21 protein-coding genes are annotated in these 23,359 nt (G+C 56.3%); 1 reads left to right on the forward strand and 20 read right to left on the reverse strand.

The genetic code is table 11. The features are described from left to right. Window positions 1-219: 219 nt before the first annotated feature. From ACFFSY_RS18105 to ACFFSY_RS18180, 16 genes are all read right to left on the reverse strand, one after another. Window positions 220-2,274 (reverse strand): serine hydrolase domain-containing protein, encoded by a 2,055-nt coding sequence (locus ACFFSY_RS18105; RefSeq protein ID WP_377496577.1) that lies wholly within the window; start codon window positions 2,272-2,274, stop codon window positions 220-222. 119 nt (window positions 2,275-2,393) lie between these two features. Next, window positions 2,394-3,683 carry a GHKL domain-containing protein gene (locus ACFFSY_RS18110; protein ID WP_377496579.1) on the reverse strand — a complete coding sequence of 430 codons (1,290 nt, stop codon included), beginning with the start codon at window positions 3,681-3,683 and terminating at the stop codon, window positions 2,394-2,396. Further along, window positions 3,670-4,425, reverse strand: a complete 756-nt coding sequence (locus tag ACFFSY_RS18115; protein ID WP_377496581.1) for a LytR/AlgR family response regulator transcription factor — start codon at window positions 4,423-4,425, stop codon at window positions 3,670-3,672. The genes ACFFSY_RS18110 and ACFFSY_RS18115 overlap by 14 nt, the downstream gene beginning before the upstream one ends. 989 nt (window positions 4,426-5,414) lie before the next feature. After that, entirely contained in the window at window positions 5,415-6,989 is a 1,575-nt protein-coding gene (locus ACFFSY_RS18120; RefSeq protein ID WP_377496583.1) for an ABC-F family ATP-binding cassette domain-containing protein, read from the reverse strand. Between the two features lie 194 nt (window positions 6,990-7,183). Continuing rightward, window positions 7,184-8,329 carry a class-II aminoacyl-tRNA synthetase family protein gene (locus tag ACFFSY_RS18125; RefSeq protein WP_377496585.1) on the reverse strand — a complete coding sequence of 382 codons (1,146 nt, stop codon included), beginning with the start codon at window positions 8,327-8,329 and terminating at the stop codon, window positions 7,184-7,186. 59 nt (window positions 8,330-8,388) lie between these two features. After that, window positions 8,389-9,249: a sugar phosphate isomerase/epimerase family protein gene (locus tag ACFFSY_RS18130; RefSeq protein WP_377496587.1), complete on the reverse strand. Its 861-nt coding sequence runs from the start codon at window positions 9,247-9,249 to the stop codon at window positions 8,389-8,391. 36 nt (window positions 9,250-9,285) lie between these two features. Beyond that, window positions 9,286-10,635 (reverse strand): class I adenylate-forming enzyme family protein, encoded by a 1,350-nt coding sequence (locus ACFFSY_RS18135; protein ID WP_377496589.1) that lies wholly within the window; start codon window positions 10,633-10,635, stop codon window positions 9,286-9,288. A 16-nt stretch (window positions 10,636-10,651) separates the two neighbouring features. Next, entirely contained in the window at window positions 10,652-10,933 is a 282-nt protein-coding gene (locus ACFFSY_RS18140; protein WP_377496591.1) for an acyl carrier protein, read from the reverse strand. After that, a complete protein-coding gene (locus ACFFSY_RS18145; protein WP_377496593.1) occupies window positions 10,914-11,990 on the reverse strand; it encodes a hypothetical protein in 1,077 nt (358 codons plus the stop codon). Before ACFFSY_RS18145 ends, ACFFSY_RS18140 begins: the two co-directional genes overlap by 20 nt. Window positions 11,991-12,011: 21 nt before the next feature. Beyond that, window positions 12,012-13,775 (reverse strand): ABC transporter ATP-binding protein, encoded by a 1,764-nt coding sequence (locus tag ACFFSY_RS18150; protein ID WP_377496595.1) that lies wholly within the window; start codon window positions 13,773-13,775, stop codon window positions 12,012-12,014. Between the two features lie 4 nt (window positions 13,776-13,779). Then, window positions 13,780-14,727 (reverse strand): DUF6005 family protein, encoded by a 948-nt coding sequence (locus tag ACFFSY_RS18155; protein ID WP_377496597.1) that lies wholly within the window; start codon window positions 14,725-14,727, stop codon window positions 13,780-13,782. Continuing rightward, window positions 14,724-14,993 carry an acyl carrier protein gene (locus tag ACFFSY_RS18160; protein WP_377496599.1) on the reverse strand — a complete coding sequence of 90 codons (270 nt, stop codon included), beginning with the start codon at window positions 14,991-14,993 and terminating at the stop codon, window positions 14,724-14,726. Before ACFFSY_RS18160 ends, ACFFSY_RS18155 begins: the two co-directional genes overlap by 4 nt. Window positions 14,994-15,004: 11 nt before the next feature. Next, window positions 15,005-16,132 carry a DegT/DnrJ/EryC1/StrS family aminotransferase gene (locus ACFFSY_RS18165; protein WP_377496601.1) on the reverse strand — a complete coding sequence of 376 codons (1,128 nt, stop codon included), beginning with the start codon at window positions 16,130-16,132 and terminating at the stop codon, window positions 15,005-15,007. Then, window positions 16,101-17,129, reverse strand: coding sequence for a Gfo/Idh/MocA family protein (locus tag ACFFSY_RS18170; RefSeq protein ID WP_377496603.1), 1,029 nt, complete (start codon window positions 17,127-17,129; stop codon window positions 16,101-16,103). Before ACFFSY_RS18170 ends, ACFFSY_RS18165 begins: the two co-directional genes overlap by 32 nt. After that, entirely contained in the window at window positions 17,126-17,395 is a 270-nt protein-coding gene (locus ACFFSY_RS18175; RefSeq protein WP_377496605.1) for a phosphopantetheine-binding protein, read from the reverse strand. Before ACFFSY_RS18175 ends, ACFFSY_RS18170 begins: the two co-directional genes overlap by 4 nt. A gap of 3 nt (window positions 17,396-17,398) precedes the next feature. After that, window positions 17,399-18,652 (reverse strand): AMP-binding protein, encoded by a 1,254-nt coding sequence (locus ACFFSY_RS18180; protein ID WP_377496607.1) that lies wholly within the window; start codon window positions 18,650-18,652, stop codon window positions 17,399-17,401. 106 nt (window positions 18,653-18,758) lie between these two features. Between ACFFSY_RS18180 and ACFFSY_RS18185 the strand changes: the two genes are divergently transcribed. Continuing rightward, window positions 18,759-19,952 (forward strand): macrolide family glycosyltransferase, encoded by a 1,194-nt coding sequence (locus ACFFSY_RS18185; protein ID WP_377496609.1) that lies wholly within the window; start codon window positions 18,759-18,761, stop codon window positions 19,950-19,952. 49 nt (window positions 19,953-20,001) lie between these two features. Here ACFFSY_RS18185 and ACFFSY_RS18190 read toward each other — a convergent pair whose 3' ends face one another. From ACFFSY_RS18190 to ACFFSY_RS18205, 4 genes are read right to left on the reverse strand one after another with little or no spacing between them, the layout of a single operon-like run. Beyond that, entirely contained in the window at window positions 20,002-21,192 is a 1,191-nt protein-coding gene (locus ACFFSY_RS18190) for a glycosyltransferase (protein ID WP_377496611.1), read from the reverse strand. Further along, the gene (locus tag ACFFSY_RS18195; RefSeq protein ID WP_377496613.1) at window positions 21,189-21,797 is read right to left on the reverse strand and encodes a D-sedoheptulose-7-phosphate isomerase; all 609 of its coding nucleotides are present in this window, start codon (window positions 21,795-21,797) and stop codon (window positions 21,189-21,191) included. Before ACFFSY_RS18195 ends, ACFFSY_RS18190 begins: the two co-directional genes overlap by 4 nt. A gap of 1 nt (window position 21,798) precedes the next feature. Beyond that, window positions 21,799-22,395: a D-glycero-alpha-D-manno-heptose-1,7-bisphosphate 7-phosphatase gene (locus tag ACFFSY_RS18200; protein ID WP_377496615.1), complete on the reverse strand. Its 597-nt coding sequence runs from the start codon at window positions 22,393-22,395 to the stop codon at window positions 21,799-21,801. Then, complete coding sequence (locus tag ACFFSY_RS18205) at window positions 22,383-23,357, reverse strand: GHMP family kinase ATP-binding protein (protein ID WP_377496617.1); 975 nt, start codon at window positions 23,355-23,357, stop codon at window positions 22,383-22,385. Before ACFFSY_RS18205 ends, ACFFSY_RS18200 begins: the two co-directional genes overlap by 13 nt. Window positions 23,358-23,359: the final 2 nt, after the last annotated feature.

Consider the following 23,359-nt stretch of genomic DNA (forward strand, 5'->3'; position numbering starts at 1 on the left):
GGAGAAGATATCCTGATGGGCAGGTGCAAGCCAGCATAAGGCGCGTCTCTTGGGACGATATCCGTCTACAAGCTACCAAGTAGGTCAAGCTGCACGAACTGCCCCGTGTACGAAGAAGGAGACTGCCCGTCAATCGGCAGTCTCCTTTATTGTGTTCGTTACGTTTATTTTATTCATATGCCTGCTAGCTTCAGTCCGTTATCACGACATTCCCCGGATCTAGTTTTTCTTCACTTTTAGGTTAAAAACATCGCCCTGCTTGCCGCCAAATACGATGAGTCCGCCTTCCGGCAGCACGACCGAATCCTTATGATGTACCTTTGAATAATGGACGGTCGCCCCTTTCGCATCATACACGGCAAACCCTCCGCTGGCCGGAACCTTGACGATTAACTCGCGATTGGCCAACTTCTTGTCGATCTTAAACCAGGCCGCCTGATCATGGCGGAGGCGAATCGTGCCGCTGCCTAGCGTGAAGACAGGTATCGCATCTTCCCTGATGTAGGCTTGCGCGCCGATCGTCAAATACTCTTTCTGCTGTTTGGTGTAGAAGTTCAGATCAATCGTGTCTCGTCCGTGCATAATTGGCATTTGGACGACGTTGACGGCTCTATTCCCGCTGACGATCTTTGCGCCGGATGCATAACCATAGTCGGTATTCACCGCGAATTGCTTTGTCATGAACGACGGCACGAGGTATCCGACAGCCGTGATTTTCTCATCCAGCGGGTAGTAGGTCTTCCCGTTTCGCGCATCCCATACTTTCTTCGTTGCCAAGTCCAGCGGATTGCGATCCAGCTTCTGATGCGAATACGTAGCCGTGACCGATTGGCCGATTCCCGGAACGCTCTCATAACCGACAAATTTCAAATACGTCTTGCCATTCTCCGCCCGCTCGAAGCTTACGGTCGCGTTTCCGCTTTTGTTTTTGAATTGTCCGTTACCCGTATACATGAACTTCTGGGGAGGGGAGAAACCGTCGCTCAGCTCGGGAACGATCTCCCCGTTCTTGAACTGCACATCGACCAATTGCCCCCAGGTCACGTACAATCCGGCGTATGCCTCCAGATCTGCCGGCATTTCGGCTTTGACGGCGGGCTCGAACGTGGGGTCAGGCAAAATTTCGTCAATGATGCCTTTGTCCTTGGCATAGGCCAACAAAGTCTTCGTCGCCAGTAGGCTATTGTAGCTGGAAGCCCCGCCCGACGAGAGCACCGCCATGGACAGATCATGCTCCGGCAGCGTAATGAGACTAGCGTGATACATCGTCGTATCTCCGCCTTTGGATAGCGCCGTAATCCCGTAGTCATCGAACGGCGCTAATTGGACGGCATCCCAGCCGAGGCCGTAATTGAAGGAATTGGTCTCTTCCGGCACCCAGAACCCCTTGCGGTACTCATGGCTTTGCATCGCCTTCACCGAGTGCTCGGACAGCAGATCCGTCCGATTGCCGATGAGCACATCCCCGAACTTGCTTACCTCTTCAGCCGTGGAATAAATGCCGCCGGTTCCGATCAGATTGACATTCTCGACGGGCAGCGCCTGCTCGGACTGCGGCAAATACGTTCGGGCAAGCCTGCTTCGGTCAAAGGAATCACGCGGCGTCTTCGTGGCGCTTAGACCTAGCGGCCCGCTAAAATGAGTCCGTAGGAATTCGCTGTAACTCAGCCCGCTCACGCGTTCGATCATAATCTCCAACAGCTGGAATCCATCGTTGCAGTACACCGAAAATGCCCCCGGATCCGCCTTCAAGCGGTCGGACCGCAAACGCGCCAGCAGATCATCATGGGCTTCCGTATCATTGTCATCGAACAGAAAGCCGTCCTCGAAGTGACTGCCGTACAGACCCGAAGAATGATTCATCAGCATGCGCGGCGTAATTTTTTTGTACCGTTCATCCGCCATTTTGAAGTCTTTCACATAAGCGGTGAGCGGCTTATCGATATCGATCCGATGCATATCGGCCAGCTTCATCGCGGCAGCCGTCACGAACATTTTGCTCGTCGAGCCGATGCCGAACATCGTATCCTTGGTTACCGGAGCTTTGGTCGCTTTATCGTAGACTCCCGCGCTGTCCGACAAGACAACGGCTCCATGATCGCGGAGCGCGTATTGGATGCCGCTTACGCCGTATTCAGCTACGATCTTCAAAGCCAGCTCCTTAGCTGTTTGCGCAGCGGGAACCACTGTCGATTGCGATGATGCCGAGACGACGGATGCGACCGGTGCGGCTGCAAGCAGCGTGCTCATAAGCAACAATACTTTCTTTCTCATGCCTATTACCTCCTGGATTTCGATTGGAATAACGAACTGAAGCCAGCATACTAGGAAACAAGCAGGCGAATCCGAAATCGTCCTGAAACGAAAAAAACAATCCCCGAACAGCACGCTGCTTAGGGATTGTTCGTCATGAACGGCAGAACGACCATATTATGAAATTGTTTGCGTTTCGTCTCAATGGTCATATGACCTCCGTACTTGTCACAAATTCTGGCGATGTTGGTGAGTCCGATCCCATGAAATTCCGGATTTGGTTTTTGACTATGCAAGCGCGGCGCTTCCTGTTCCATATTATTCAGGATGTGGATCAGCAGCGTACCCGGCTCGGCATGAATTTTGATCAGCATATACCGGTCTTCCGCGATCTTGATCTGTTTGGACGCCTCAATGGCGTTATCCAGCATATTGCCGAGTACGACGCATAGGTCATATCGGTCGAGATGGATCTCTTGCGAACCTAAGCTAAGCTTCGTGTCGATGCGGATCCCGTTGGCTTGACCGATATCCAGTGTATTGGTGACAAGGGCGTCGATGGCTAGATTCCCCGTGTTGACCCGTTGATAGGCGCCTTCGATCTTGCTCAACGTCGTCTTGATGTGCTCTCTTGCCGCCGCTAGTTCGCCGCGCTTTATGCATTCGTCAATATACAGAAACTGTTGATTCGTATCATGGATGATTCTTTTAATGGACTTGAAGCTGTGCACGACTTTCTCGTAATTCGCATCCTGGTAGTCCATTTGCTGCTGCAGCTGAACGTTCTCGTGCATGAATTGCAATTTATCCGTAATCGTATCCAAGATATAGACGATCATGACGTTCAAAACCATAAAGCCAATGGCGGAAAGGACGGAATAGAAACGGTTGAACGTTAAAATATTCAGATGATAGATACTGAGGATCGGGATGACCAAAAAAATCGCGTAGTACCGGTAAGGCAAGGAGAAGCTGCTTCGCTTGGCGACAAGCCGTATGAGCTGAATGACGGCGAACATGATCAGGCAGCAAAGGAAAAGCAGCTTCGTCAACGTGGCGGAATCCAGCTCCGCGACGACGTCCAACTGCTTAAAGTCGAAATCGTCCAGCGTATGCAACAGATAGATCGAGATCGAGCTTGCCAACGACACGAGTACGGCGTAGACCAGCGTGAAGATAAGCTTGATGCGAAAGGCGACGCGGTACGAGTGCGCGACAATAAAAATGAACAGCAGCGGCAGCGTGGTGTAGATGACCGGATGAAGCGAAGTCGCGATATACGGGTAGCCGAGCAGCCCATAGATCAGAAAGTAGACGAACCGGTATTGTTTTCTCGCGGTTTTGCCGAATACCGAATCAAAGAATAAGTGAAGCTGCAATCCGACTACGAGGATAAAGAGAATGGCAAGCAGCGCGCTAGTTAAACTCATCGTTATCGACCTTTTTGATCATAAATTTGGTGTACCGGTCTTTAACCTCTTTCACTTTGGAACGGCCGATCGGCAATTCCAGCCCATTGACCATGAGCACGACGCCGCTCGCGAACTTCCGCACATGGAGCAGATGAATAAGAATGGACCGATGAATTTGCAAAAAGTTGTGATCCTTCAGGGCGGCCGCATAATCCGCGATAATGCCTTTGCCGTCATAGACTCCATGCAGGGTCGTGAAGCGCAGCTTGCTTTTGATGGTTAAACTTTTGGCCGCTTCAATGCTGATCAGGTCGTCATATTTGATGACCATGTCTTCATAGCCCGATTTGATGATCATGAACTTCTTGTCCAGCGCTTGCACGTATTGGCATAGCTTGAGGATCTTCTCCTCCAGAACCGAAGGAGGCACGGGCTTAATCAAATATTGAAAGGTCAAGACGTCGAAGCTCTCCATCATATAGTCCGGGTAGCCGGTAAGGAAGATGATTTGGACATCCAGATCGTTCAAAGCCCTGATGCGGCGGGCCGCCTGAATCCCGTTCATTCCCCCCATCTCGATATCCAGGATCAAAAGATGAAATGGCGTCTCCCGATGCTCGTAATGCGCGACCAGCTGTTCCCCCGAGCTGAATAGCTCGATTTCGAAATCGATATTGGCCTTGACCGACAAGGCAATCAAGACGCTCCTAATATGCTCTCTTTGGTTGGCTTCATCATCGCAAATCGCCACTCTGTACACGTATGAAACACTCCTTGTTTCCGGCAGCTTTTTTGGGGGCGCTATGAACCATCATACAGGTTTTGGGTAAGGAAGAAATCAATTTGTTGATGAAACGCAATTTTCGATCCCTGAACGTCACGCGTATCGTTTGGAAAAAGATAAAACTGGGACACCTTGGTTTCACTTTAAAATATTTACCTTTGGTTACCGCATCCACTGCGCGGTCGCATGTTCTTCCGATCGCTGTTGTTCACGGATTCCCTGATTGTAATTGGTTAAGGTTGGAATCCACTCACAAAGGATGATTGGTTTGCGCTCTGTTCGTGAGCGCAGCATTCATCCAAAGGCGAACGCTAGCCTATGCTTCCGAAGCAGCTTTCTTGATAGAAAGCTTTTGGCTTCTCCAGAATCATGCGTCCTCTCCGTTTGGGGTTAACCTTGATCTAAATCTCAAAACAAAGAAGCCAATCCTTGCTAGAATAGAGGTACCATCCAACCATTCGATGCCTCGACCGGTTAAACATGTTCCAACGTCTACCCCGGCGGTAGAGGAGACCGCTACCACCCCAAAATGCTGACGAAGATCATCATCTATGCCTATCTCCTCCTTGCGCCGAATCGCCAGAGCAGTCCAGGAGAACATCATTTTCATGTGGGCCGAGTTATTCCGCCCTGAACTTCCATACCTTTAATCCCTATCGTTTCGAACATATGAAAGACGGTAATGGGCTTTCGTTTCGGTTCGGTGAATGCAAGAGCCGGAGAGTATTCGGACAGAACAAGAACAACCAGCATTTCGAAGATTCCTGCTTCGCGAATTGCTAGAAGTGTGTCTAGACGTCGGTTGGCTTTCACCTATCCACAATCTGCTGAAGAAAGCCGCAGTAGACCCGCAAACGGCAAATGGCGCCACAGGGAGGACCCTGTAACGCCATTTTTATTGTTATTTAGTAGATTTTCGGAATTAGCAGATATTTACTTCAACCGATTCCATACATCCGTTTCTTCTACAGGCTAATCTCGCTAACGCCCTGCTCAGGATCAAACTGCAGCATCTTCGTCCCGATCTTGTCGATGAAGAACCGGTCATGGCTGACCGTGACCACCGCGCCGGGAAAATGAATGAGCGCCTGCTCCATGACCTGGATACTCATGAGGTCCAGATGATTCGTCGGCTCATCCAAAATAATAACAGCTGCTCCCGAGAGAAGGCACTTCGCCAGCGCGACGCGTGCCTGCTGCCCGCCGGAGAGATGGCCGACCATCTTGCTCAAGTCCGCCTCCGAGAATTGCAGCATCGAGAGGAATTTATTCACCTTCTTGCGCGGCGCGTCTAGCCCCAGACCATACGTGTTCACCGCATGGCTGACGGTATCCTTCGGATCGAGCTCCGCCCACATCTGGTTGAAATACGCGTAGCCGACGCCCTTCTCCCACGTCACCTCGCCGGATTCCGGCTTCTCCTCCCCGGTTAGCGCCTTGATGAGCGTGGATTTCCCGCTTCCGTTAGGCCCTACGATGACGAGGCGGTCCTCCTTCTGAATATCGAAGCTGACGTTCTGGAAGATCGCGCGATCCCCGAAGGATTGCCCGATCTTCTTCACTTCGCAGAGCTTGTCCGGAAAACGCAGCCTCTCGTAAATATCGGTAATGAGGACGTTGACCGGCCCTGGCTCGATCCGCTTGCGGTTCTCCGCCAACTGCCTGGAGAGCCGATCCTTGGCGGACGATTTGCGGCTTGCGCGGCTGTCGATGGCCTCCGCCTCCATCGCGAGCAGCTCTTCCTCCCACTCGAACTGGCGGTCCAGCTCCTTCTTGCGCATTTTCTTCTTGCGAATGTAGTCCGTATAATTTCCTTCATATTCCTGAAAATGATAATTCTCGATCTCGATCGTCTTCGTCACGACTTTGTCGATGAATTGCCGGTCATGCGACACGAGAATCATGGCGCCCTTGAACCGGTACAGCCACTGCTCGAGCCAGGCGATGCCCTCGATATCCAAGTAATTCGTCGGCTCGTCGAGCAAGACAACATCCGGCTGCTCGATCAGCATCTTCGCGAGCGCGGCGCGGTTGCGCCAGCCCCCGGACAATTCGCCCACGGGCTGATGGCGCGAGCGATCATCGAACCCGAGCTTCGTCAGCACGGTGTTGATCTCGACCGCTACGTTCCAGCCGTCCAGATGCTCCATCTGTTCGAACAGCTCCGCCTGTCTGGCGAGCAGACCTTCCATTTCGCCATCATCGGCCACAACGCCTAGCTTCTCGGCGATCTCCTGCAGCTCCCGCTCGATGCGCGCCACTTGTTCGAAGCACAGCTCAAGCTCTTGCTGAACCGAGAGACTGCCTTGCAGCTCCGAGAATTGCGAGAAATAGCCGATCTTCACCTGCGGATCGACCTCCACATTACCCGACGTCGGCTCTTCCTTGCCCAAGATGAGTTTAAATACCGTCGACTTGCCCGCGCCGTTCCGACCGATCAGGCCGATCCGTTCCCCTTGACTGACGCGAAAATAAATATTGCGGAAAATCAGGGACTCTTCATATTTCTTCGTGACGTTCTCCAACCGAATGACGCTCATGACGATTCTCCTTCTATCTCTATCCGTATAGCGAGATTATACCACTAACATTAACGCGGCACGAACAGGATATCGGAGATCCCGTAAGCAAGGAAAGCGGGCTGAACGTCGATTCGCCAACGTGACCAGTGACGCTGCGATGCTCTTCTTGATCGAATCGACTGGATGATCCAGAAGGATTGCTTCCGCATCGGTTAGTTCGGTATCGCCATTCGCGCATTCTCCAGCGTCTCTCTAACACGGGAAGGCCACTTGTCATAGTCGGCGCCATAATAGGTTAGCAGCGCGTACACCCATCGATCGATTCCGAAGGCTACGCAGCCTGAATGAAGGGGATTGGCCTCCGCATCCAGCACTTCGAACGGCTTGCACAGCGAAGTGTCCATATTATTGAAGGAGGCTATGGAGAACGAGCCTCCATCCTCGCCGGCCTTCGCGATAAGCTCGTATTTCATGTTGCCCATCAATTGCTGCTGGCCTTTGCCGCTCTCCTCGGAGAAGTAGAACGGATCGCTCGCCGTCTCGATCTTCCCGGCCAGTCCAAGCCGCTCGAACAGCGACCACGCCTCCTCCATGAACGTCCGGCGCTCGTGCTCGATGAATGCCGCGTCGCCGAACAGCACGATCTCCCGCATGCTGAATTCGTTCTGCCGGTGTTTGCCGACGCGCCATGCGGCTTCGTGGCGATAGCACGTTCCGCGAGAAGTCAGTACGAGCGGCTCCTGCAATCGGCTGCCCGCAAGCTCCGCGTAACAATGGAAGCAGACCGCCGGCGAGAGCGCGTACGGACTTAGCCGGGCGATATCGTTCAGGTCGCCGGTCTCGCGAACCTGCTCGAGCTGCCGGATCTGGTGAGGGAACTCGGACACGAAGTGGATGTTCTGCGGGAAGGTCTGGATATATCGGCACTTCTGCAGCGTGGCGACCGGAATCATGGACGGATAGCTGCGCAGCTGCGCCTTATGGCGCTGCGCCCATTCGACCAGCAGACGGTCGATCTGTTCGAACAGCGTGACGGCCAATCCCCGCTTCACCGCGCCATTGCTCGCGAATAGTTCATGAATGCGTTCCGGCATGCCGGCTTGCTCGGCGTTACGGTCATTCTCGATGTGCAGGCGCGATCCGACGACTCGGTTGTGGCGTTCTTTGGCCATCAGACGCGCCACGGTCTCGTCGATTAGACTTTCCGCCGTATCCGGCAGCAGATCCACCACGATCGACTGCGATTCCTCGTCCAGCCGGCAGTCGGCGATCCCTTCGACGCTATACATGAGTTTGGACAACAGCGACTGCGCTTGCCTTGCATTCAATGTCCCCGAAGTAGAATAGGTTTTGATCACGATTCGCTCTCCTTTGTCAGTTGCGACATGACAATATCCTTACCGCCTTGCCAAGTCCATCAGGCTTGAGCCGCCGCTCTCTCCGGACGGCCCCAGTGCGCAAGCCATCTGCGTTCCTGCTCCAGCAGGGCGAAGGGGTCCTCTCCGAACCATTCGATCGCGATCGGATGGGGCGTGGCATCTTGGTGCAATTGGTCGAAGACCGCTGCGTAATCGATCGCCCCTCGCGCTAAAGCGGCCATCCCGTCGCGCTTGCCCGATGGCGAGAAGACGTTCCCCGATTCGAACAATCCGGCTTGTTCGAGCGCCGCCACATTTTTGACATGGTAATTCACGATCCAAGTCCGCAATTGCCGATAGGCTTCAATCGGAGCCGTCCCGGTCTCCCATAAGTGCAAGAAATCCAAGTTAAGGCCAATCGGGCTTGGCGCGGCATCCCGAAGCAGGCGAAGCGTCGAATCGAGCGTATCGGCGTAGGTGTGCGGATGCGTCTCGATGACGAGCTGCACGCCGCGCTCCGCCGCGATGCGCGCCAATCGGCTTACCCGGTCTGCGCACAGCGTCCACTCTCGCTGCGTCGCCGCCGCGCTCGCCCGATTCCCCGCGAAGATGCGAATCTTCCGCGTACGGAACGCATGCGCCATATCCAGCAGGTTGTCCCATCTGCGAAGCAGCAGCGCGGTTTGGTCCTCCGGCGCGAGCAGGTCGACATAATCGCTGATCATCGAGACGCCAAGTCCGCGCGCTTCCATGTCCTCCAACAAGCCGGGAAGCTCTCGCCGCCGATCGCGAAGCAGCGACCGGCCATGCACGCCCCAGAGCTCGATGCCCGAGAATCCGGTCCTGCCCGCGAAATCGATCAGATCGGGAAAGGACACCAGTTGATGGCGAAACGAAATGGAACAGAGCACGATATTCATGCCAACACCTCCCCATGTTCGGATTTGCAGCCGGTCTCACGCGTCCGCCGGCTTCTTCTTCCGAATTTTCTTATACCGTTCCGTGAACAATTCGTCTTGTTGGATCTCGATCTTGACGGGAATTTGGAAGTCTTCCAGCTTCCCGCGGCAGAAGCTTCGCATGCGGGCTTTCAACACGCCCGGCTCGAGCGGTTCATGCAGCTTCACGGATGCGGCGACGATGCTCCCCAGCAGCGGATTCGGCTCCCCTCTTACCGCTGCATCCGCAACTTCCGGCATTTGGAGCAGGACATCCTCCACTTCGACCGGGTAGACCTTCCGGCCGCCGACATTGATGATTTCCGATCGCCGTCCTAGAATGCGAATATACTCGCCATCCGTCAGCACCTCATCCTGCGTATTGAACCAGCCTTGGTCGTCGAACGGACTCGGCGCGTTCAAGTATCCCCGCATGGCCGTATTGGAGCGGATATGCAGGACCCCGTCCAGGATTCGCGTCTCTACGCCTTCGCCGCCGATCGTAAGCCATGGCGAACCGGAAGCGCGCGACTTGGCGCGCAGAATGCCGAGCTCGGACAGACCGTATGTTTGCCGCAGCTGCACCTCGGGGAACGCCAGCTCCGCAGCGCGAAGCGTGGAATCCGGCATGACCTCGGTGCCGTACGTGATGATGCGCAAGGAGGACAGATCATACCCGCGATACGCGCCAGACATCAACAGCAGGTTGAGAAAACTAGGCGAGGTGGGGAGCAGCTCGATGCGATGCTTCTCGATCAGCGCGCAGATCGCCGGCGCGGTACGGTTGTCCGGCGCGATGATCGTACCTCCGTTGGCCAGCGTATGAAACATCGTATTGAGCCCTCCGATATGGTCGAACAGCAGGAAGGTCAACGTCCGCAGCGTATCTCTGGGCGTCTTGTACCGCTCCGAGAATACGGTAAAGTCGTGCAGGATCGCTTTGGGCGTGCCGGTCGTCCCCGATGTGAATAAGATGAGGCCCGGCTTCTCTTCCGCGATGAAGTCGCCTAACAGACCCGTATGCCCGCGCCTATCGTAGGTTCTGACCGCCGCGTTCGTCCCGTCCAGCGCCAGCGAGCGGTCGACCTGTACGAGTTCTGCCAGTTCGTCATGCCGGTGACGCACGCTCTCCGACAACGGGACGATAATGTTGCGATTCGCCAGCAAGGCCAAGACCGCGCCGCATGCCGAAGGCGAATAGTCCCCTGCCAGCGAGACGACTTCGCCGGGCTTGATGCTATGCTCTCGAATGATGCGGGCCCAAGACTCGCAGGTCGCCAGAATATCCGAGTAGGAGTAAACGCGCTCGCCATGCACCATCGCCTGCCGGTTCGCATAACCCGACATGGTCCGTAACAGCCATTCCATCGATGAAGCCTCCCCGTCAGCTGCGCCCCGCGCGTTCGCCAAGACCCGCGGCGGCCTTGCTTCCTATATAGTTTACCAACAGCCGGAGCTCCCGAAAGAGCGACAAGCCGAGCTCCCCGATCTCGATCGTGATCCCGAATTCTTCTTCCAGATCCGCCAGCAGATTGACGATGGCAATCGAATCCAGCGCCAAGTCGTTAATTAAGTCCGTATCCGGTCCGATCTGATCCCGATCCCATTGAACCTTCTCATTGCGAAGAATCAAGTCTCGTATCCGGTCAAATAATGGGCTGTGCATACCTGCCTCCTCTTGCAACCGCGGAGTGAAGCCACTTCAACAATCGGATCTCCGCGTCTTTCACGTTGTCCGCGTGGTGGATAAGCGCCTGTACCATCGTGTCTCCCTGCTCGCCGGCATGCTCGTACTTCATCAAATACAGATTGCACGCGTTCCATGCGCCGGTGACCCGATTCAACAGCGACTGCCCTTCCCGAATGTGCTGCTCATCCATCGGAAGGAACGCTTGATAGACGTTCCAAATTTCCGCGCGGAGCTGCTTGATCGCGAGCATCGTAACCGCATTTTGCTTGACCCATCTTGTCCGTTCGGCCGCCGTCCACTGCAGGGAGAGGTTGGCGTCCGACGCGAACATCTCCCATGCTTTCACGCCTCTGCTTCGCTTCTGCAGCCATTGACGAACCTTGTCCCACTTATCCGCTCCCCCGTCCTGTCTCTCCTGCTCCGCGAAGCGGTCGTCCGGCGTATGATACGCGAACAGATTGCGCTCGGCGCAGATTCGTAAGGCTTCCTGCATATCCGGCTCGGCGAATGGCGACTCCGGCTCCTGCAGCACGAAGAAATGCATCTCTTCGCGATCCGTGCGCGCGGCGCTTGCCGCCTTTATTTCATCGGGATGAATCTCGACGACCGCCCCGACAACCGGATCCGCAACGAGGAACATCCCCTTGTCTTCCTCCCATCCCTGTACGAGGATCGCATGCCAGAACCCGCTCGATTCCATGCTCAGAAATTTGCGCGGGAAATAGCCAAGCTTGGACGCCTTGCACAGACAGATGACGGATTGTCCCGCCTGCACGGTCGTTCGCAGCGTCTCCAGCTTGTCTTTCCGAAACGACAAGTCGAGGCCATACAGGTAGCGAAGCGGGATATGCGCGGCGTTCTTGCTCGATAGCAGCGTGCGGTACTCGTAGTTGATATTCCAGTAATTCAACAACACCTTCCGATAATCGCGGCCCGTGCTTTTCAGGTAAGTCAGGATGCACGAGGTCAAACACTCCATATAGGCCAGGTGAACATTGTCCTCTTGTTTCAGTTCCGCAAGCTTGCGAGCCATGCCCTCTCCTCCAATCGATCGTCACCCGGTTCGCTCTACCCGCCCTTGCATCTCTTCGCTCATCACGAGGTTGACGTAGACGCCGCAGCGGTTCATGAGTTCGTCGTGGGTGCCGCTGTCCACAATCTCGCCGCGCTCCATGACGTAGATCACGTCCGCCGACCGGATACTCTCCAGCCGATGGGTGGAGATCAGCGTCGTCTTGCCGCGCATGACATGTTGAATCGTCGCGAGCACCTGCTCCTCCGTGCTTCGGTCCAGGGAGGAGGTCGGCTCATCCAGTATCAAGATATCGGGATGCTTGATAATCGCTCTTGCGATCGCCATGCGCTGACGCTGTCCGCCCGACAGCCGGAAGCCCTGGTTGTCGAGCTGCGTATGGATGCCTTCCGGCAAGCCGTCTACGAATGATTGCAGCCCGACCTCGCATAATGCCCGATACACCTCCGCCTCCGTGGCATCCAATTTCCCCAAGGCGACGTTCTCGAACAAGGTGCCACGGAACAGGAAGGTCTCCTGCGATACGAAGCTCGCCGATTGGGAGATGGCGCTTCGCGGCCATTCGTGAATCGGCCGCCCGTCGATCGCAAGCGTCCCGGAATGAATCGGCATGAAGCCTTGCACCGCCTTGAACAGCGTCGATTTGCCCGAGCCGCTGCGACCGACGAAGGCCGCGACTTGGCCTTTGCGAATGTCCACGTTAACGTTCCGCAGAATCGTCGTCCCCTCATAGGCAACGCCCAAATCCCTACATACGATGAAAGGCTGCTGCTCCGATAGGCGAGGCTCCAATCGGGCGGCGCTGCCGCTTGCCGCGGCAGATTCGGCAGGCGTGCCTAGGAAGGCTTCGATCCGCCCCATCGCCACTTCGCTGCCGATCAGATCGCTGATCAGGTAGTTCATGCCTTGAATGGGATTCAGAACGGAATGAATGTATTGGACGGAAGCGACGAGCAAGCCGACGGAGAATGCGCCGGACATCACTTGACCGCTGCCGAAGCCATAGAGCAAGACGGTCGCCAGAGCTACGAACAAGGAACCCGTCTGGCCCGAGAGCTGACGGAACATCCCTTCGCGAATGCTGACTTTGACCAGATCCTTGTACAGACGATCGTTCCGCTCCTCTTCCCATCTCTCCAGCCCGTAAGCGCGAATTTCTCTCGACCCTTGGATGCTCTCGAACAAGTAGGCGCCGATATGCTCGTTGTGCGAGCGAAGCCCGCCGATCGCCGAACGGATCGGCTTGCGGTAGAGCCGGGGAATGCTCATCACGATGGGAATGCCGGCGACGGCCATCAGTCCGAGACGCCAATCGATCATGAAGATGATGCCGAGCGAGATGAGCATCTGGAGCCAGAGCGAGAGAAGCTCGATCGTAATGACGTTGATGAACCGGGCGGTCGTCGTCGTATCCATCCCCATTAGGGCCATATACTTGCCCGCGCCTTCCTTCTCGATCTCGGGAAGGGGGATTCGTCTGATATGGGCTAGAATCGTTGTCCGCATATCCAGCGTATGCCGCGCCTCCAGAAATCGGAATATCGTAAACCCAATGACCGTCAAGATGGCCGACACGACCGTGAAGCCGAGCGAGGTGCCCAGTATCGGCATGACAAGGGAACTGTTCTTGCCGATCAACACCCGATCGATAAATTGCGAGATGAGATAGGGCTGGCATAGATTCAACACCAGACAAATCAACGTCAGCAGCAGCCCCAGGCCAGTTATCCGCCATCGCGGGTTGATATGACGGATCAAGCGAATGTACATGCGAAAGCTATTCATAAGGTTATCCCCTCGTATTCGACTCGAGCCTAGCCGAGAATTGCCACGATGAGAACGCTTGAAGCAGCCTCTCCCTTATGCCCGCTTCCATGTCGCGCATTCTCGCGAGCTTCGCGGATATAGCCGGCAGATCGACGGCCCGCTTCAGCAAGCCCAGACGCGCGATGGCGAACATAAATCCCTCCCAGGCATTGATCAGCGCTGCGACGTCGGCGGCCATGCTGTCCAACGCTTCCTCGTTGTCGCACAGATAGCCAAACACGCGAAGGTAGCCGCCGAAACGCTTGGTGATGACGCCTGCCTGTTGAATGGATTCAAACAGGGTTGCCGGCGCGTAGCCGTCATTACGCCGAAGCGCCTCGCGAACAAGCCGTTCGATATCTACAATCAACGGGTTCGTCCCAAGATGGATATCTTGACGCATCAACTCCGCCGCCGCGGCCGGGATCGCGTCATGCATGCCGGCCGTATCGAACCACACGCCGGAGAGAAAGCCCGCCTCGAGCGTGTCGCGCGCGATGCTTCCTTCCCACGAGAAGTAAGGATCTCGGATCTGCCACGCTCCATCCGCCCCGACTTCGAAAATGACGATATGCGGCAGATGCCGCGAGCGGAATTGCGGTGCATGGGGGAAATCATACAGATCGACCGTAAGCAGATAGGCGCCGTTCCGTCGACCGGCATTCAGATTGCGGAGCAATAGATCGTAATTAACGCTCCGCTCCGCCTGGTAATCGCACCAGTAGACAATGGTTGCGTTATAGAGACGGTTCACGCGTTCGGGCCAATTCTTGGGGTCGACTTCATCTCCGAAATAAGCGATGCCGTGCTCGCCTACGTCATAACCGGCTTCCCATACCCCGCTATATAGCGGACGGCTATCGTACCCGGCCCGTTCAATAATCGCGGCGTAACAGTCCAGCATGCAGTGAATCTGACCGGGCTTCGTCACAGCGCAACCCCAAGCTTCATCATAATGCGGTCTGCGATGATCGCAATCGTCTTGAAGTTCTCGAGCAGCATCTCGTCGTCTTCGAACACGATGTCGTATTCCGTCTCGATCTGCACGACCAGATGGATCAATTGCATGGAATCGATGCCGATGCTCTGAATCGGCATGAAGTCGTCCAGCTCTCTTTCCACCAACGGATTATTCGTCAGGGCGGCCGCGCTGCGTTTTAGAAACTGTTTGATTTCTTCCATCGAACGACCTGTCATGTCAAGTCCTCCTAAGTAACCTTAGCCGCTGCAAAAAACGACTTTATCTCGGATCCGATCGAGACGACATCCTGCTCCTGCAGGGCAGCGTGCATAGGAAGCGATAGGATCTCGCCGGCATAACGCTCTGCTTGAGGGAAGGAGCCTAGCCCATACCCCAAATGCGCGTACGCAGGCAAGAGGTGCACCGGAACCGGATATTGCACCGCGGTCAGAATGCCCTTCTTCTGCAGATGCTTCTTCAGCTCTTCGCGGCGTCCGCCTCCAACGCGCACCACGTACAGGTGGAAGACATGGCTGGTGTCATCGGGTTCGACATGGCCGGGAAGCGTTAGTTCGGCGATGTCGGCCAGATGGCTCCGATACCAGCCGGCAGCTTGGCGCCGATGGGCATTCCACTCGTCCAGATAGGCGAGCTTGCAATGCAAGGCGCTTGCCTGGAGCGGATCCAGACGGCTGTTGAAGCCCGGAAGGTCGTGCTGGTAGCGGAGCTCGCCGCCATGGTTGCGTAATTTCTTCAGCCGGGCCGCAAGCTCCGGCGAATTCGATACGATGGCGCCGCCGTCTCCAAGGGCGCCCAGATTCTTATCCGGATAGAAGCTGAAGCAGCCCATGACGCCCCAGCTTCCGGCGGCTTGGCCCGAGCGCGAGGCGCCCGCCGCCTGCGCGCAATCTTCGATCATGGCGATCCCCGTCGCTTCGGACCACGCCTTCCAATCGTCAAGGTCGATGACTTGTCCATAGAGATGAACGGGAATGACCGCCTTGGTTCTAGAGGTGACGGCGGCGCGCACCGCGTCCAACTCCATGAGATACTCGTCGTTGCAATCAACGAGTACAGGCGCAGCCCCCGTATGATGAATGGCGCTTACCGTCGCCACGAAGGTGTTGGCCGCCGTAATGACTTCATCACCGGGACCGATGCCAAGCGCCTTTAAGGCCAGGAACAGCGCATCCGTTCCATTGCCGACGCCAATCGCTTCGCTAACCCCTAGGCGGGAAGCAAAGGCGGATTCGAACTTGGACACCCACGTCCCGCCTACGAAGACCCCTTGCCGGCCGATCTGCGCCACGGTCTCCAGCCATTCCTCCCGGATGATATCGTATTCAACCTGTGGTGCCGAAAATAAGATTCCCATCTGCCCGCTCCTTGTTTGGCTGCGCGGAAGCGCGGATTTGGTCTAACAACGTCATCGTCTCGATCGCCTGATCAAGCGTAATCTCGAGCGGACCGCCGCTTCGCATGGCGTCGGCGAACGAGGCATAGATCCGCTCCGCTCCCGCGTTCGCCTGGCTGTCCGTCTCCACCGCCCGAGGCTGTTTGCCATGTTCGAACAGATAGGCTTCGCTAGCCGAGACCACCTGGAGCGTCGCCTTATCTCCTCCAACGACCCACATTGGGGATGAGGCGGCGGAAGCAAAATTAATATTCATCGACAAGAGCACGTTCCGATCCGTGGCCATGGCAGCCTGGACGAAGTCGTCCACTTCGCCGTTCGGCGACCATATGCTCCTCATGGTCGCGCGAATATCGCCTATGGCGCCCAATTCAAGCCGCAGCAGCTGATCGGCCAGGTGGACGCCCCAGTCCAGCAAGGCGCCGCCGCCGTAACGCTGCTCGTTGCGCCACTGCTGATAGAACGATTTCACCCCGAAAGAGGCGCCGGTTCCGAACATATGATGGCGTCTCTCGACGAATAGCGGTTCTCCAAGCACGCCTTCCGCCAATATCCGCTTGACCAAGAGATAATCGCTGTCGAACCGGCGGTTGTGGAAGACGGTGACAAGCCGCTCTTCTTGATTGGCGATGTCGCGAATGCGGATCGACTCTTCGGCATTCATCGTGACCGGCTTCTCGATCAGCACATGCTTGCCGCGGCGAAGCGCGAGTTCCGCAAGCTCCGCGTGGCTGTTCGGAGGCGTTGCGATCAGCACGGCATCGACCTCGGCATCCAGCAGCGCCTCCAGCCGATCATAGACTTGGAATCCCCGTTTGACGGCCAGCGCCTGCCGCTGCGGCGTCAAGTCGAAGATGCCTGCGACTTCGATCTGATTCAATCGCTTGAACAGAGGCAGATGCACGAGCTCGACGATTCGGCCGAATCCGACGATGCCCAATCGGATCGGACTCGTCATTGCTGTACCGCGGCTTGCCGGAACGATTCGATCATCTCGGCGAGCGAACCGATCGTCTGAATGTTCTCCGGATTGACGCCTTCATCCGGAATGCTGACGTGGAATACTTCCTCGATGTAGACCAGCAGCTGCAAGACCATGATCGAATCGATCTGGAGGTCATCGTACAAGCGCATCGATTCGACCAATGTCTCGGGAACCTCCAGCTCCAGATTCTCCGTAAGCAGCCCGCGAAGCTCTTCCATTATCAATTGGCGATTGTCCATCTCTTATCTCTCCATTCGTTCAATATGAGTTCGGCTAATCTTCCCGGCCGGCGTACGCGGAATCTGCTCCACCATATCGATGACGCTCGGCACCTTATGGGGTGGCAGATACGCCATGCACCAGGCTCTTACTTCCTTCTCCTCCACCTCGGATGCCGCGACAACCATGGCACGGACGGCTTCGCCCGCTACTTTGTGCGCAGTTCGCAGGACGAGGGATTCCTTAATGCCCGGCATGCGCATCAGGACCGACTCCACTTCGGAGGGGATCACCTTGAGTCCCGATACGTTGATCATGTCGTCCAACCGGCCTAGCACGTGCAATCTGCCGTCCCTTGGATTCCGCATGCCGAGATCCCGCGTTCGGATCGTGTCATTCCCAATGCTAACCACGATTTCACCATGACCTTGGGAAGCATGCTCGGCTTCATTCGGTACGATCGCTACCTTGAGGTGCCCTAGCGAATGGCCGACGTCCGAAGCGCCTGCCGGATTCTTGGCCAACGATATGCATCCTGCCTCCGTGCAGCCATACTGCTGCCACACTTCGCCTGCGCGGAATTTCATCCGATCCATCAGCGGATCGGAAGGCGGCGATCCCGAGATGACCATCCGATGGAAGCGGTCCTCCTCTTGCGCCATCGCATCCAGTATGCCGAACAGAAAGGGCACCGTGTAGACCAAGGATCGCGTCCGGCCCCGGATGGCTTGCAGCGCAAACTTCGGATTCTTATGCTGGATAACCGCCGGCTCCTCCCCGCGGGCCATAGAAGCGAGCGTCCCCGCGATTAGACCGAACGAATGCGATACGGGCACCAGAATAATCGGTTGAATGCCGCCCTCCTGGCGAAATAAATGATTGTAATGCTCGATCTCCGTCGCGACCTGCCCCCAGCTTCGCGCAATAAGCGTAGGAGCACGCGATGTGCCGGAACTGTACTGAAGAATTGACGGCTCGTAATCCGAAGCGCCGCCTAGTTCCAGCGCTTCATTCCATCTCCCGTAGATCAGACAGGCGCAGTCCGCCTTGCGAGCCGTCTCGACCGCCGACTGAAACGGCGTGGCGTCATGCATCAGCAGTACCGATCCGCCCCGCTCGCGCAAATACAGGACGATCGCAATCAGGTCGAACGCGTGGATGACGCATACCGCATATCGTTTTCCCGCCGGATTGCGATATGCGCCTACTCCCTCCATCTCGGCGTATCTGACCATGAACGCATGCTCGTCGAACCGATCATGATTGACGCTAAGCATTTTACACCTCTTAACAACGAAGTAAATTATGATATAGTTGTAATTATTAACTTTATTGATATATTTTTCTTTATAGTAATCAACTTATTCCGACAGGAGAGCGCTCATGGCAAACATCCTATTCATCAACGGCCCCGCAAGCGGGCATGTCAATCCCACGCTTGGACTCGTTCAGGAGCTTGTAGCCGAAGGAGATGCGATTGTCTATCTATCCAGCGAGGAATTCCGCGGACAGGTCGAGCAGCCTGGCGTAACCTTCCTGGCCTATGAGAACTTCCTGGACCGAGAGGATCCGTTCGAGACCAAACATTTCCTTGCATTGGTCATCAAGATTCTTAGCGCGTACGAAATCATCCTCCCCGCCGTTCAGGAAGCGGCGGCCAGCCACGCCTTCGATTACCTCATTCACGATTCCATGTACGGGTGCGGCCATGTCGTCGCGGACATGCTGGGCGTTCCGCATATCGCAACCTGTACGTCGCTCATCCGTGCAGAACGGTTAAGCGAACAGACCGGGAATGCAAGCGAAATGAAGGAGAACATGTTGCTCATCCGCAAATTCGCCGCCTTGGCCGCTCGCATCCGGTCCGCCTTCGGCATCAAGCGCAAGCTTGAAATCGAGCAAGTATTCTTCAACGAAGGGATGTTGAATCTGGTATTCACGTCCGCCTACTTCCAGCCGGATCGCGAGAAGCTCGGCAGCCATTACAAGTTCATTGGTCCCAGCTTGACCGAGCGGCGCGACCAAGCGGCGCTGCCTCCGTTCGTAGGCCAATCCGACCGCAAGCTGATCTATATTTCGATGGGAACCATGTTCAACAATGTCCTCGAGCTGTACCAGCTGATGTTCGAAGCGCTGGCCTCCTTCGACGGGGACGTCATTCTCGCAGCCGGAAACCGCATCGACCTGTCCGAACTGCGCGACATCCCCGGCAACTTCACCGTCGCCGCCCGAATGCCGCAGCTTGCGATCTTGCGGCATGCCGATCTGTTCATCACCCACGGCGGCATGAACAGCGTGAACGAAGCGCTCTATCATCACGTGCCGCTGATCGTCATTCCGATGGCAGCCGATCAGCCGATTAACGGCGATCGGGTTCAAGCGCTCGGCGCAGGCATCCTGCTGCACCGGGATACATTGACAAGCGCGGCGCTGCGCGAGGCGGTTGAACGCCTATTCGCCAATCCGGATTACAAGCGCTGCAGCTCCCGCATCGGAGACAGCCTGCGTGCTGCCGGCGGCCATCGGAAGGCGATGGAACATATTCGGGCGTTCAAAGAGCAGCACAATTTGTCGTGACGATGCTAGGTTAGGCGCAGCCCCTAAGGCCGCGCCTTCTTGGCTTTGCCTACCGGGACATGGAAGACGGGGTTAGACTCAATAAATACTCGACGAGCCCCTCTGGACGTATCTTGGCATGAAAAGCGCGTGCCGCCTGCTTGGACTGTTCGGAGATGGCCGCATAATGCGACCGGTCAGCCGACAACTTCGCAAGCGCCGCGTACCATGGGTTCAAGTCCTGATTCGGAATGACGGGAATCGGGATGAGCCGTTCATCTACGCGGCTCTCGTACGCTTCGATCGGATTCACCGGAATCAGATAGTCAACCCCCAGCTTCGCTTCGGAAGTTCCGCCTACGCTGCTTGCGATAACGGGAATGCCTCTGAGCATCGCGTCAACGATGACAGCGCCGAACGCTTCGCCCCACAAGGATGGCACAATTAGAATCTTGGTGACCTTCATGATGTCGTCGATATCGTCGACTCTCGGCAGAAGGGTCATATTCGGCAGCGCCTTCAGCGTATCGAGATTGTCGCTCGTCGTCGCCCAGGTCGGAACGGCCGCGAAGGGCAGCTCCGGGAACTGCTTGGCCAATTCGACGAAGATGGGCATCCCCTTAATGTCCGACGGGTTAATCATGGTCACGTATCCGTCATCGAAGTTGCCGTAGTCGTTGAACGGTCCCCATCCGTGTACCGGGAACGGAAAGACGATCGACTCCAAATCGCTCCACTGCCGCAGATACGCTTGCACGTACGCGCTGGTGGCGATAATGCCGGCGGTCCGCCTCAGCAGCTCCATATGGGCCGAATCAGGCGAATAACATTCCGGACCGAACGGAAGCGCCACTTGGCTGTGCGCAATTTCCACCACTTTACCGGGCGCGGCAAGCAAGGCGCTCTCCAATACGGCCGGCACGCGATCCTCCGTCACCAATACCCAGTCCGGTTGAAACGCTTCGATTCGATCGCGTACGAATTCGCGCAAGACAGCGGCGTCTTTGATCGCATGAATCTCGACGCCTGCCGACCGGTAAATCTCACAGGTCTCGTCGGAATGAACATGAATGACTTCGCCGCTTGCCAGCTTGCTCGCGAACAGCCCCGCATCGCTCAGCCCGTTATCATTCGGCGTAGCCGTGATGACGAGACAATCATGGCCAATACGCGCCAGCCCCTCCATGAGATTGCGGTTCGCCTTACAGGCCCCGCTGTACGAGATGAAGTAGCCGAGCGCCTGAACCAGCGCGATTCTCATACGATCCCTCCGTTGCCGACCACCATGGGATAATCCGTTTCCATTCGTTCCATCAAGTGGCATACCTCCAGCGCCAACCCGTGACACAACAGGGAGTGACTGTCTTCGATGACCTGCATGTTATCGCTGCGCGTGACGATCGGGTAATCCGTCATCCGGCTGACCGCTCCTCCTTGGAATCCGCTTAGCGATGCCGTTGCGGAACCAGCTTCGACCGCATATTCCAACGCTTTCACGACATTGCGGGAATTGCCGCTGGCCGAGATGGCGATGACCAAATCTCGAGGCTCCAGGAACGGGATGAGCTGCTGGATGAAAATATCTTCGTAATGCGAATCGTTCGCCCACGCGGTCACAATGGCCGCATTGTCGGTCAGGGAGACGGCTTTGACCCGCTGTCTGCCGCCCGCGATCGTTAATTTGCTCAGGTCGCATGCGAAGTGTGTCGCCGTAGAGGCGCTTCCTCCGTTCCCCATGATGTAGATCGTGCCCCGACGCTGCCAGACGCGCACGATTTCGTTTGCAAGCCGATGCACATATTCGGCATTCACGGAGCCAAGCGAGTTCGAGACCGAATCGAAATAGCCTTCAATAAAATATTTCACTTCACACCCTCCTCTTCGGATCATGCAGTTGTCCTTGTCGGGTAATATATTGAACCGCTTCAAGCACCGTATCGCAATAATGGCCGGCCGCTTGCAGTCTTCTTGCCTCCTCTTCCTGCGATCGGCCCAGACCGCTTCTCACCAGGATTCCCTGCGTATTCGCCGCTTGCGCCGCCCTCATATCCGTCAAGGAATCGCCAATGAAATAGCTGGCTGGCAAATCGATCCCATGCTCCTCGGCGGCTTGCAGCAGCATGCCCGGACGCGGTTTCCTGCAGGAACAGCCGTGCTCTGGTCTGTGCGGGCAAACATAGACGCCGCTCACGTTAGCCCCGCGGACCCGCAGCTCGTGCAGCATGCGGTCATGGATGCCGTCAATGGCTGCATGGCTCGCGATGCCCTTCGCAATGCAAGCCTGATTGGTCACGACGAACACCTTCCAGCCCTGCTTGTTCAGCAGCGCGATCGCCGCAGCAGCACCGGGCAGCCATCGGAATTGACGCCATGCGGTCACATAGCCGCCGGCCATGTTCTCGTTGAGGACGCCGTCCCGATCCAGGAACACGGCCGACGCGCGCGAGGCGCTCACTCCGAACATGCCACGATTCGCGTACCCAGGTGATCGAACTGAACGTCCAGCGATTGGAGGCCGATTTCCTTGCGCAGCGCTTCATGGGCCTGTTCTTCCGCGCACAGCAATAGAAAACCGCCTCCGCCGGCGCCGGCGACTTTCCCGCCTGAAGCTCCGTTCTGCAAAGCCTTTCGGTACCACTCGTCAATGATTGGGTTCGTGATCCCGTCGGCTAGCTGTTTCTTCAACTCCCAGCCTTCATGCAAGATGGCCCCGAGCGCATCGCCGCAGCCCCCTTCCTCTAAATCCCGTCTCAATAAGGCACATTGCGCCTTGATCTGCGCCAAATAGTCCGCATTCTTAGCGGAATGGTCCGCCTGTTTGCGAAGGATCGCTGATGCCGACCGGGTCATGCCCGTGTAGAATAGCAGCAGCTTGCCTTGCAGGGCAGCCAACTGCTCGTCCGTCATCCGAATAAGCTCCGCCTCGACTTGTTCATCCTGGCGAAACCGATAGTGCCTCACCCCCCCTAATGCCGCAGCATATTGATCCTGCTTGCCGATCGGCGCCCGGAGCACCTCGATCTCGATCTCGCAGGCTTGCTCGGCCAGCATGCGCTGACTTACTTCACGCCCTTGGTACCGATGGCAGGCATGCAATAAGCCGACCATGAGCGCGCTCGACGAACCTAACCCGGTGCCCGCTGACGGAATATCCGAGAGAATCGCCACGTCGATGCCCGCTTGAATACCGGCAGCTTCCAGCGCCGCCCTGACGAGGTCGTGACGGATGTCGCTTACGCGCTCGACCTCCTCCGTTACCGCCCCCGTGATCCGTATTTTGCGGTCAAACCTTTTGTGAAGAATGACATACACGTACTGATTAATCGCGGCGCTGACGACCTCTCCGCCATGGATGCCATAGAAGCTTCGAATATCCGTTCCGCCTCCCGCGAAGCTGATGCGCAGCGGCGTTTTGCTAATCAACATGG

This window comes from Paenibacillus aurantiacus (genome assembly GCF_042431225.1).
Taxonomy (GTDB): Bacteria; Bacillota; Bacilli; order Paenibacillales; family Paenibacillaceae; genus Paenibacillus_Z; species Paenibacillus_Z aurantiacus.